At 56.8% G+C, this 10,709-nt stretch carries 10 protein-coding genes, 2 rRNA genes, 1 pseudogene and 1 other annotated feature; of the genes and pseudogenes, 7 read left to right on the top strand and 6 right to left on the bottom strand.

Translation table 11 applies throughout. The features are described from left to right. The 3 genes and pseudogenes from ASE98_RS07740 to ASE98_RS07730 all read left to right on the top strand — a co-directional run. Positions 1–80, top strand: a 23S ribosomal RNA gene (locus ASE98_RS07740); the annotation flags it as partial. Positions 81–229: 149 nt separating this feature from the next. Continuing rightward, positions 230–312: a sequence feature (5S ribosomal RNA rRNA prediction is too short), on the top strand. A 1-nt stretch (position 313) separates the two neighbouring features. Next, a 5S ribosomal RNA gene (rrf, locus tag ASE98_RS07735) occupies positions 314–429 on the top strand. A 201-nt stretch (positions 430–630) separates the two neighbouring features. Further along, positions 631–909, top strand: a pseudogene (locus ASE98_RS07730) (IS66 family transposase); the annotation flags it as partial. A gap of 77 nt (positions 910–986) precedes the next feature. Here the strand turns inward: ASE98_RS07730 and ASE98_RS07725 are convergent. Next, a complete protein-coding gene (locus tag ASE98_RS07725) occupies positions 987–1,427 on the bottom strand; it encodes a hypothetical protein (protein WP_060540794.1) in 441 nt (146 codons plus the stop codon). A 101-nt stretch (positions 1,428–1,528) separates the two neighbouring features. Further along, positions 1,529–2,029: a DUF4822 domain-containing protein gene (locus ASE98_RS07720; protein WP_060540793.1), complete on the bottom strand. Its 501-nt coding sequence runs from the start codon at positions 2,027–2,029 to the stop codon at positions 1,529–1,531. Positions 2,030–2,778: 749 nt separating this feature from the next. Between ASE98_RS07720 and ASE98_RS07715 the strand changes: the two genes are divergently transcribed. From ASE98_RS07715 to ASE98_RS07700, 4 genes are all read left to right on the top strand, one after another. Further along, positions 2,779–4,383, top strand: a complete 1,605-nt coding sequence (locus tag ASE98_RS07715; RefSeq protein WP_060540792.1) for a tetratricopeptide repeat-containing response regulator — start codon at positions 2,779–2,781, stop codon at positions 4,381–4,383. Next, positions 4,380–5,072, top strand: coding sequence for a sensor histidine kinase (locus tag ASE98_RS07710; RefSeq protein ID WP_060540791.1), 693 nt, complete (start codon positions 4,380–4,382; stop codon positions 5,070–5,072). The genes ASE98_RS07715 and ASE98_RS07710 overlap by 4 nt, the downstream gene beginning before the upstream one ends. Positions 5,073–5,305: 233 nt before the next feature. Next, entirely contained in the window at positions 5,306–6,547 is a 1,242-nt protein-coding gene (locus ASE98_RS07705) for a glutamine synthetase family protein (protein ID WP_177336954.1), read from the top strand. 62 nt (positions 6,548–6,609) lie between these two features. Beyond that, complete coding sequence (locus ASE98_RS07700) at positions 6,610–8,004, top strand: MFS transporter (RefSeq protein ID WP_060540789.1); 1,395 nt, start codon at positions 6,610–6,612, stop codon at positions 8,002–8,004. A 63-nt stretch (positions 8,005–8,067) separates the two neighbouring features. Here ASE98_RS07700 and ASE98_RS07695 read toward each other — a convergent pair whose 3' ends face one another. The 4 genes from ASE98_RS07695 to flgA form a co-directional block, all read right to left on the bottom strand. Next, positions 8,068–8,814, bottom strand: coding sequence for a flagellar brake protein (locus ASE98_RS07695; protein WP_060540788.1), 747 nt, complete (start codon positions 8,812–8,814; stop codon positions 8,068–8,070). Between the two features lie 90 nt (positions 8,815–8,904). Then, complete coding sequence (locus ASE98_RS07690) at positions 8,905–9,372, bottom strand: flagella synthesis protein FlgN (RefSeq protein WP_060540787.1); 468 nt, start codon at positions 9,370–9,372, stop codon at positions 8,905–8,907. Between the two features lie 48 nt (positions 9,373–9,420). After that, positions 9,421–9,747, bottom strand: a complete 327-nt coding sequence (flgM, locus tag ASE98_RS07685) for a flagellar biosynthesis anti-sigma factor FlgM (RefSeq protein WP_060540786.1) — start codon at positions 9,745–9,747, stop codon at positions 9,421–9,423. Between the two features lie 196 nt (positions 9,748–9,943). After that, positions 9,944–10,705 (bottom strand): flagellar basal body P-ring formation chaperone FlgA, encoded by a 762-nt coding sequence (flgA, locus tag ASE98_RS07680; RefSeq protein WP_060540785.1) that lies wholly within the window; start codon positions 10,703–10,705, stop codon positions 9,944–9,946. Positions 10,706–10,709: the final 4 nt, after the last annotated feature.

The raw sequence follows: 10,709 nt of genomic DNA, 5'->3' as shown, positions 1-10,709 counted from the left end.
TACGACGTTGATAGGTTGGGTGTGTAAGCGCTGTGAGGCGTTGAGCTAACCAATACTAATTGCCCGTGAGGCTTGACCATATAACACCCAAGCAATTTGCGYYKAARRGCCAGATTGCGGTGTGTGAAGACGAAAGAACCGAAAGTTCGAATCTTRCAAACACCGAAAGCTATCACATACCCAATTTGCTGAAGCGAGGCCGACTGGCCACGACTCGGTACCCGAATTTCTTGACGACCATAGAGCATTGGAACCACCTGATCCCATCCCGAACTCAGCAGTGAAACGATGCATCGCCGATGGTAGTGAATTTCTTGACGACCATAGAGCATTGGAACCACCTGATCCCATCCCGAACTCAGCAGTGAAACGATGCATCGCCGATGGTAGTGTGGGGTTTCCCCATGTGAGAGTAGGTCATCGTCAAGATTAAATTCCGAAACCCCTATCTGCGTATGCAGGTAGGGGTTTTGTTTTTGTGGTGCTTTTCCCTGTAGGAGCGAGCAGTCTCCGGGTGGCGTTCCGACGAAAAACGCCAGGACGCCACGGGGACCCAGACAGCCCGCGTCATCGTTGACGTTCTTCGTCGGAACGCCGCCCGGAGACTGCTCGCTCCTACACACACATGAATTGATCCAAACGCCAGTTCCGGTGCAGGTTATCCACAAAGGCATCTCGACTGCCGGCTGCAGGCCCGGATGATGATCGCGAAATACGCCGATCGCTTACCGCTGTATCGCCAGGAGCAGGTCTTGGGGCGGGCGAGTCTTGCGACTCCTCATTCAACGCAGGCCAGTTGGGTCGACGTTTGTGGCGTGCAATTGCAGCCACGGGTCGATGCGCTGCGCGAAGGCGTACTTGAACGCAACGTGGTGTACGTGGATCTGCACGCCGGTGCAGATGCTCGCGAATGACAGAAATGACAAACCACTAATAAGGATGCAAGCACCTCAGGACGCTTGAGATGCTTTGCACCCATTTTAAAACTACTGCGTAGAGTTAGTTTCTCGTGCTTTATTTTGTTCTGCCAAGGCTATTGCTTTGAAATCATACGTAGGAAAAAACTCGGTCCGGTAACTTCCCCAAGCGGTGTTTTCCAGTGCAAGGTTTACCGCTGCGAGGCGCGAAGCAGGTAACCGTAGAACGATGACCTGACCTATACCCATGGTTATATTCCAACTGATGACCTCTACACCAGCGGGGGGAAATACTTTGTAAAATTCTTGCTTGGCGAGTTGCGCTTTCAGCTCCCCTAATGGTCGTGATTGGTCGTGCTTCAGGAAGACAGTCAACATAAGTGCATTGTCTGGTGTCGCGCTAGCTTCTTTGGCGACCAGTGGGGCCGAGGGTTGGGCATTGGCGCTCACCGAGTATATTCCTGCCAATAGCAGAGTAGACGCTAATACAGCTTTAAGTGTAATTGTCATATTGCACCTTTTTATTGTTAGGCATTCATGAATGCTATCTCAATATCGCATTATTAGAGGCGGATGCTTGGCAGCATGTAATCTATATAATGCTGGTATATTTATTGTGACATTGAGGTTTTTATGGGACCTTTGTAAGGTTCATGGACCACAAAAATTCGGACAGGGGGGTTGGTTTCTACCATGTCGCGCGGCACCGTTCGTGAGTAGGTAAACTCTTCGTCATTCAGCGCTTCCAATCTCCTGACCACCGTTCTAACGGTTCCCTTGTCCGGGACTAGAATATGGGTTTTTTTATCGCCGGTAACCATGAAGTAACCGCCGCCGCCATTCTCGTATTTTGATCGCCCAGTATCGGTATAAAAAAACTCATAGCGATTGCGCTCTGGATCCCACATTGATATCCCAACAACACCTGGATATTTCTCCTTTACGTCTACTTCCGGCGTTCCTTCTATATAGACTTTGGTTGTCAACCATTGAGGAGATGAAGCCAATGCTTGAGCGTCGGACTTAGCTTCCATCTGCAGTCCGTAGCTTGTGAGTGGGCTGATTAATCCAGCGAAAAGCAAGCCCTTTAATACAGTATTATATTTCCGCATGAAAATATTCCTTGCTGAGCTTTAGTGGTGACTCTTGCTAGTACTTTCATTTGTGTAGAGCGGCGATTAGCTCGATCCACTCATGGAATATAGGATCAATATCAATTGCTCACAATGCCTTCGTATACTTCTGTAATAATTGCAGTGGGAATTTGTTTGATCTATGATTTTAATGTTTCCTGTAGATTCAACAAAGCAAGGGTGTTTAAAAGAGAAGCCAGACTGTACTGAAATACACACTCATAAACTGATCCGGGCCGTTTACCGGGAACTTGGTGAGCTCGGAAAAATCGTACGCCTGGCTTTTCCGGCCGCGTGAATTTACCGCCCTCCAGAGTGCGATTCTGGCGTATCGCTTGCGGCAGTAGGCCAAGGCGCTAAATGCAGCTTCTTAAAGCAGTTTGATTGCACCGCCTGCTCCGATTTCACTGAAATGAAAGCAGGTAGCGTCGCTGGCGACTGATCCCGATACAGCGGCATCCACTGAACAAGCATGCCGATACTGGCTCAATTGCCTATTCAATTATTTGATGGCGCTTGAGGAGAAGTTCTCAAGGGATTGCCACTGCTGGCCGATAAACCGGGAAGTCAGGGACTTTCCTGGTCCCTTGGCAAAATCCGTGTGTCTAGGGCTGCTGATGGCTCAATGCTACCATCCATCATCAGCACGTATAACCAAGGGCCGGCGAAGCTGCGCTCGTCCACGGATTGTCGTTGCTTGTTCTTCTTAAATTGCCTGGAAGTCTTCGATGCTGTCGTATCACCAAAAGCGTTTTCTGATCGTCGATGATTTCTCCGACTTCCGCAGTTCCATCCGGTCGATGTTGCGGGAGCTGGGCGTCAAGGACGTGGACACGGCCGACACCGGTGAGCAAGCGCTGCGGATGTGTTCGCAGAAGCCATACGATTTCATCCTGCAGGATTTCCATCTCGGCGATGGCAAGAAGAACGGTCAGCAGGTGCTTGAAGACCTGATGGTCGAGAAGCTGATCAGCCATGAAGCTGTGTTCGTGATGGTGACCGCCGAGACCAGCCAGGCCATGGTACTCAGCGCCCTGGAGCATGAACCGGATGCGTATCTGACCAAGCCCTTCACGCGCTCCAGCCTGGCCCAGCGCCTGGAACGCCTGGAGCAGCGCAAGACCCTGCTCAAGCCGATCCTGCAGGCGCTGGATCGCGGCAAGCCGATGGAAGTGCTCAACGCTTGCATTGCCCTGTGCAAGCAGGACATCCGCTACTCGCCGTTGTGCCTGCGCTATCGCGCCGATGCCCTGCGTGATTTGAATCAGCACGAGGCGCTGCAGCGTCTTTACGACAGCATCATTGCCGATCGGCCGTTGCCTTGGGCCTATGCCGGGTTGGGCCAACTGCAATTCAAGCGCGGGCACGTCTCGCAGGCCAAGAGCACTTATGAGAAAGGCCTGAAAGTATTTCCGATGATGCCGGCGCTTTACGACGGTATGGCTGACGTGTTGGTCGCCGAAGGGGACACCAGAGCTGCTCAGCAAGTGCTGGAGGAAGCGATTCGGCTGTCGCCGCTGGCGGTGCGCCGTCAGGCGTTGCTGGGTAAATTGGCGATGGCCAACGAGGATTTCGATACGGCCTCCCGAGCCTATCGCCAGGCCGTGACCCAAGGCGCGCAATCACGCTTCAAGGATGCCGAGAGCAACCTTGGCCTGGCCCACGCCTTGATCAGTAAAGGCAGCGAAAGGGGCCTGGATACCCGCACCCGCCTGGAAATCAATACAACCCTGAGTGCCGTAGTCAAAGAAAACCCCAGCGACCCGGGCCTGCAAATTCGTGCGCGCTTGATGAAGGCTACCAGTCTATTGCTCAACGACGCGGAGACCGCTGACAAGCTCACCGAGCAGGCGTTGCTGCGCCTCGATGGCATGGAACAGTTCATGAGCGCCGAGGCAGCGCTGTTGGTAGCCAAACAGTTGAAAATGCTCGGGCAGACCGAGGCCGGTACCGCAATGCTGAAAAACTGCGTGGAAATCTACGGCGACGACCCTGCGGTCATGAAGGACATCGCCAAGCAGACCGATGATCCGACTATTCTCAACTCCGGAAACGATGCCGCCGAGCTCAACCGTCAGGGTGTGCGCGTGTACAAGACTGGTAACCTGGTCGAGGCTCGGCAGGTGTTCCGCAAAGCCCTGGCGCTGCAACCGAAGAACATCAGTATCGCTCTGAATATGGCCCAGTCACTGTTGCATGGCGCCGATACCCGCGTGGCCTCGGCGGAGATGGAAGAGTGCCGCAAGTGCCTGAAAATGGTTGGCCTGATGCCCGACACCGACGCGCGATACGCGCGCTACGAGAAGCTTAAGAGCAAGGCGTTTGGCGCATGAACGACGAACAGCAATCCCTCGATTTCTCCACGGTGATCGCGTCGACCGTCCACGACATGAAAAACTCGCTGGCCATGCTGATGCAGGCCCATAGCCAATGGCTGTCGCGCTTGCCCGAGCCTGTACGGAAGGCGCCGGAGCAGGGCGTTATCGACTTCGAGTTCGCCCACCTCAACGACATGCTGGTGCAGCTATTGGGGCTGTACAAACTCGGTGTCAACCAACTGCCATTGCAACCGGCCTACCATGAGCTGGACGATTTCATCGAGGCGCAACTGGCCGGCCACCATGACGTGTTCGCCAGCCGCGCGATCGTCGTCAGTTATGACGTGGACCCCTTGAGTCCGTTGGGTTTCTTCGACCGCGAACTGGTCGCGTCAGTGCTGGCCAACTGCATTAACAACGCCGTTCGTTATGCACGTCACGCCATCTTGATCAGTGTCAGCGACGAGGCCGGGCAACTGGTGCTGACCGTCAACGACGATGGCGAAGGGTATCCGGCGCAGATGATCGAGCATCAGGCCGATTATGTGCAGGGCATCAATCAAAGCAGCGGCAGTACCGGGTTGGGTCTGTACTTTGCCGGGCGAATTGCCGCATTGCATCAGCGCAATGGCGTCGCCGGGCGCACTGAAATCAACAATGGCGGCCCTTTGGGCGGCGGTGTGTTCAGACTCTACCTGCCCTGACCCTGTAGAAGCAGCCTGCGGCAGCTGCGGTAAGTTGTTTTTTTTGTTTAGCGCTGCTTGATATTCCGAACACGTGGAGCCTATTTTGTACGGTCGCCGTTCGCGGCTCGCACAATAACAAGGATAGCGTCATGACGACCGTTGGCCTGAATTCACTCGCGCAGCGATTGACGGGCATTGATGAGATTGAATGTGTCACGCCGGATCTCAATGGCGTACCGCGGGGCAAGGTCATGACCGCAGAGGGATTTCTGGCGGGGCGCAGGTTGCAGTTGGCGCGTGGTGTGCTGCTGCAATGCATGATGGGCGGGTATCCACCGGCACGTTTTTACGGCAGCGATGATGGCGACCTGGCGCTGGTTGCGGACCCGGCGCAAATCCACCGCTTGCCCTGGAGCAAGCCGGCAAGAGCCCTGGCTATCTGTGATGCAGATGAGTTGGACGGTTCTGGCTCCGGTCTTTCCACCCGCAGCCTGCTCAAAGCGGTGATCGCGCGCTATACGGCCCGTGGTCTGGCACCGGTGGTGGCCACCGAAGTAGAGTTCTTCGTGTTCGCGCCCAATCCCGATCCGAATCAGGCGTTCCAGCCGCCGTTGGGCCTGGACGGTCGTCGCGAGGACGGGCAGTCGGCATTCAGCGTCAGTTCCAATAACGGCTTGCGGCCGTTCTTCAACGAAGTCTACGAGTCCATGGCAGCCCTTGGGTTACCTCGCGATACCTGCATGCATGAGATGGGGGTCAGCCAGTTCGAGATCAATCTGTTGCATGGCGATCCGTTGCTGCTGGCCGACCAAACCTTCCTGTTCAAGCACCTGCTCAAGGAAGTCGCGCTCAAGCATGGCCTGACGGCGGTTTGCATGGCCAAGCCGCTGGCACATACGCCGGGCAGCTCGATGCACATTCACCAGAGCATCGTCGAAATCGCCAGCACACGTAATGTATTCAGTGACGACGCCGGGCTGGAGACCGCGACTTTCCGCCATTTCATCGCCGGTCAGCAGGCCTGCATGGCGGATTTCACCGCGTTGTTTGCACCCAACGTAAACTCCTATCAGCGCTTGTGCCATCCCTACGCTTCACCGAACAATGCCTGCTGGTCCCACGATAACCGGGCGGCCGGTTTGCGTATCCCGGCCAGTGCGCCTGTCGCGCGTCGGGTCGAGAACCGCTTGCCTGGGGCTGATGCCAATCCGTACCTGGCCATTGCCGCGAGCCTGGCGGCGGGGTTGCATGGTATCGAGAACCAGTTGGAGCCGAGCGAGGCCAGCCAGGGTGAATTCGAGGTACCGGATAATCTTTCATTACCCTGTACCTTACATGCGGCGCTTGAGCGTCTGAAAGGTAGCCAGTTGGCCAAGGAACTGCTCGGCACGGAGTTCATCGAAGGCTACATCGCCTCGAAGACTATGGAACTGTCCAGTTTCCTCGATGAAATTACTCCCTGGGAGCGGCGTGTTTTAGCGGCCCAGGCCTGACGATCTGTCGACATGGGCTATCGTTTAGCGGTAGCCCGAACTTCACTGCAAGGAGTCGCTCGTTGCGCCAAATCTGGAAGTCCTTTCGAGGCCTTTATTTCGCCTCGCTGATGATGTTGATCGGCTCGGGCCTGCTGAGTACTTACCTGGGCCTGCGCCTGGCCGCAGACAATGTCGACAGCCTGTGGGTCGGTGCGTTGATGGCCGCCAATTATTTCGGCCTGGTGCTGGGCGGCAAGATCGGCCACCGCCTGATTGCCCGGGTCGGGCATATTCGTGCCTATTCGGCCTGTGCCGGGATCGTCGGTGCGGCGGTGCTTGGTCATGGCCTGATCGACTGGCTGCCCGCCTGGCTGTTCCTGCGGGTGATCGTCGGCCTGGGCATGATGTGTCAGTACATGGTCATTGAGAGCTGGCTGAACGAACAGGCCGATGCCAAGCAACGCGGCCTGGTGTTTAGTGGTTATATGATCGCGTCGTACCTGGGCCTGGTTCTGGGTCAACTGATTCTGGTCATGCATCCGAGCCTGGGCCTGGAGCTGCTGATGCTGGTCGCGCTGTGCTTTGCCCTGTGCCTGGTGCCGGTGGCCCTGACCCGGCGGATTCACCCGGCCCCGTTGCACCCGGCGCCGATGGAGCCGCGGTTCTTTATCAAGCGTGTGCCGCAGTCGTTGAGTACAGTGCTGGGGGCGGGTCTGATCGTCGGTTCGTTCTACGGTCTGGCACCGTTGTATGCCTCGCAGCAAGGGCTGTCCACGGAGCAGGTCGGTCTGTTCATGGGTAGCTGTATTTTTGCCGGCTTGCTGGTGCAGTGGCCGTTGGGCTGGTTGTCCGATCGTTACGACCGGGCGCTGTTGATCCGCAGTTTTGCCTTCAGCCTGGCGCTGGCTGCATTGCCCCTGGCGATCATGCCGCAGGTGCCGCTTGAGGTACTGTTCATTGCCGGCTTCCTCTGTTCGCTGGTGCAGTTCTGCCTGTACCCGTTGGCAGTGGCGTTTTCCAACGACCACGTCGAAGGCGATCGCCGCGTGTCACTGACGGCGATGCTGCTGGTGACCTATGGTGTCGGCGCCAGTATCGGGCCATTGGTGGCCGGCGTGCTGATGAAGCTGTTCGGCAGCCAGATGCTGTATGCGTTCTTCAGTTTCTTTGCCTTGATACTGGTATGGCGGATCCGTCCGAAAGCGGTGACCAACCTGCACCAGGTGGACGACGCGCCGCTGCATCACGTGGCCATGCCGGACAGCATGTCGAGTTCGCCTCTGGTGGCGGCGCTTGATCCGCGGGTCGATGAACAGGTGGTGCAGGATCAGATGTGCAATCCGGTGAGTTCGGAGCCGGACGCTGAAACCGAAACCGAAACCGAAACCGAAACCGAAACAAAGCCGGAATCGGACCCACCGCCAGAAGACCCGGACTCGGGGCGTGAGCAAAGCTTCACCGAGGCCAGGCCGTAATCGCGACGCATAAAAAACGGGCAGTCACCGCCAGGGACTGCCCGTTTTTCATGAAGCGTTGAATCAGATGTCGTCTTTGTCGAAGCGGCGCGCTTCGCGTTGCAGCTGGTAGACGAACCGCTCGACCTGACGCTGCACCAGCCCGCTCATGTTGTGGAAACGAATGCCGGCGAAGGTGGTGGAGATCTTTTCTTCGAAGTGCAGGTAACGCAACTCGACCGGTGCCGTCATTTTGCCAAAGGGCAACTCGGCGTTGAATCGGTCATAAACCTGACCCAGTTGCAGGCTGCCAGTAATGTCGCCTTCGAAGCGCAGCTTGCAGCCAGTCGCGGAGATATCCAGCAGCTTGCCGGGATAGGCTGTCTTGAGCTTCTCGCCGTCCAGGTTTACGTCTACCAGTTGCGCCAGCTTCAACGCCGCCCGGAACGCATTGCGACGCTGATGGTAGACCACTTCATCCGGCAGGGTGCCGCGATAGCAGCGACCGCCAGCGGACTCATCGATGCTCAACCGGCCATTGCTTTCCCAGGCAATGCGCACGCCTTCGTGGAAGCCTTCGACCTTGAACGGCTCGCCGGCGAGCAAGTAACGTTCGCCATCGCGAGGGACCATTTCGTCCAGCGCAATCATGCCGCCTTCACGGTCCAGATCAACCAGATAGCTCTGGAAGCGCTGGCTGCGTTCATGAAAGGTGATGATCAGGGGGTCGTGGCTTTCAAGTAACTGGCGCAGGTTGCTGGAGATTTCCAGAGGCGTGGAGAGCACCTTGGGTGGCTGCGGGGAATCATCCACATTTAGGGCATTTGACACGGCTAATCAATCTCCAGGCAAATTTGACTACGGCTGGCTATCATTTTGCCAGTATGTTGCGCGTAGTGATAGAGCGGGCTCAACGTGGAGCTAGGCCTGACTGAGTGCGCGAGGCTTGGCAAGCTTGGAGAAAGTGCCGCTGGCGTCGTAAAGCGCCGGGGTTTCACCGCCATTGAGGATTTTCAACTGGGTGGCCGTGGCCATTTGCTGGGTCAGGATCGACTTGCCGTTGTTGGCGTTGATGGCCTGGCATTGCGCGAGTAGATCGGTCAGCGCGTCACTTTGCGCCAGCAACTGTTCGCCAATGCTTGATTGGCTGGCCAACTGCTCCAGACCCTGGCGGCTGGTCGGCAGATTGAGGCTGGAGAGTATTTCACTGCGCTTGCGGCCATGCTGTTCAAGCAAGACGATCAGGGCCTGTTTCTGCGCCAGAATGTCCTCGAGCAATGGCATGTCGCGGCCATGCAAGGCAAGCGATTCGGTCTGCAGCAACTCCAGCAGATGTTGCGTCGGTGCAAAGTCGTCGGTAATCAGTTGCAGTAAATGAGTGTCGTGCATGGCGGGCCTTGGGTTTTAAGCGTCCAAAAGCCTGGCGCCGGCCGGGGCCTAGCGCTGGGCTTCGAAGTTGAGCAGTTTGCTGGCTACGCGGTTGCTGTCGACTTTATAGCTGCCATCGGCAATCGCTGCTTTCAACTCGGCCACGCGGGCTTTGTCGACGGCAGGCTGATCGCGCAGCTTGTCAGTGACCTTCTGCAACTGCTGAGCCTCTTCGCTGAAATGTACCGATTCCCCGCTTTTGACGGTACCGGCCTGTTCGGCCGCGGATTCCAGCGGCGCGGATTTGCCGGCTTCGGCAGTTTCCCTGGCGGCGCTGGTACGTGTACTGCCCGTAGGGGACGAGGAGCTGTTCAAACGGCTGAAATCGATGACCATGATAAAACCTCTGGGAATTTGGACGCTTGCCCTGTTTTCGGCCATACCCTGGAAAACTTTAGGCTCATTTATCAATGAGTCTGCGCGCGTCAACGCTTGCCGTGCATAGGGCACAGTTTAGGGAACCGCTGGGGCCAGCGCCATGTTTTCGCAATCCAGGCGCTTGATGGGCACAGAACATCGCCAAATCAACTCCCTACATGAATACCTCCACCTGCCCGGGCGCGGTCACCTGCGCCTTGATAACCCGTTGAGAGTTCAGGTTTTTCACCCGTATCTGTTCGCTCAGGCCGCCGTTTGAAAGGGCTTCGCCGGGCATTCGCACACTGAGCGTGCCACTGCGGGCGGTAATCACGACCTGATCGCCCTTGCGTATGACTTCCGCCTGTTCGATATGCACCAGGGTAATCAACTGGTCTGCGACCATTGGTCGGGTCAGTCGCTGCCCGATCGCCTGGTCCAGGGAAGTCAGGTAGCCCTGGTTGATCGAGCTGATGTCGCGTTCGCGCAGGATCACGTCTTCAGGCTCGACGATGGCTGCGCGGCGCAATGGCCGGGCGACGGTCACGACATCGCGGAACAGGCGTACTTGAGCGGGTACGAAGACGGTCCAGGGGGTGGCGCCCTCACAACGGACCTTGACCGTGACGCGCCCCAGTGGCTTGGCCGGGCTTTCGAGTGACGCTGTCAATTCCTTGTCACACATGGGCATGCGCAGTCGCGGATCGAGCTGGTTGACCTGTATCTCGTAGCGACCTTCGGTTTGACTGGTAGCCAGATAGTCTTCTACGGTGAATTCAAGAAACCCCTGGGTGACGCCGATAAGCATGTCAGGCAAGGTAACCGCGTCAGCAAGGGCAGGGCTGCCAGCGTTGAACAGGCAAACGGCCGCGAGCACGCCGAATAATTTGCGGCAGGGCGTGGTCAGGTGTCGAAAAAATGTCGGTTCTGTGTTCATGACA

The sequence above is a fragment of the Pseudomonas sp. Leaf48 genome, from assembly GCF_001421885.1.
GTDB lineage: Bacteria > Pseudomonadota > Gammaproteobacteria > Pseudomonadales > Pseudomonadaceae > Aquipseudomonas.
This window is presented reverse-complemented; position numbering and strand designations above follow the sequence as displayed.

What these genes read in the sequence shown, in the direction of transcription:
- ASE98_RS07690 (WP_060540787.1), bottom strand. Translation starts at nt 9,372, where the DNA reads ATGCACGACACTCATTTACTGCAACTGATTACCGACGACTTTGCACCG.
- flgM (WP_060540786.1), bottom strand. Translation starts at nt 9,747, where the DNA reads ATGGTCATCGATTTCAGCCGTTTGAACAGCTCCTCGTCCCCTACGGGC.
- ASE98_RS07710 (WP_060540791.1), top strand. Translation starts at nt 4,380, where the DNA reads ATGAACGACGAACAGCAATCCCTCGATTTCTCCACGGTGATCGCGTCG.
- flgA (WP_060540785.1), bottom strand. Translation starts at nt 10,705, where the DNA reads ATGAACACAGAACCGACATTTTTTCGACACCTGACCACGCCCTGCCGC.
- ASE98_RS07715 (WP_060540792.1), top strand. Translation starts at nt 2,779, where the DNA reads ATGCTGTCGTATCACCAAAAGCGTTTTCTGATCGTCGATGATTTCTCC.
- ASE98_RS07705 (WP_177336954.1), top strand. Translation starts at nt 5,306, where the DNA reads ATGACCGCAGAGGGATTTCTGGCGGGGCGCAGGTTGCAGTTGGCGCGT.
- ASE98_RS07725 (WP_060540794.1), bottom strand. Translation starts at nt 1,427, where the DNA reads ATGACAATTACACTTAAAGCTGTATTAGCGTCTACTCTGCTATTGGCA.
- ASE98_RS07720 (WP_060540793.1), bottom strand. Translation starts at nt 2,029, where the DNA reads ATGCGGAAATATAATACTGTATTAAAGGGCTTGCTTTTCGCTGGATTA.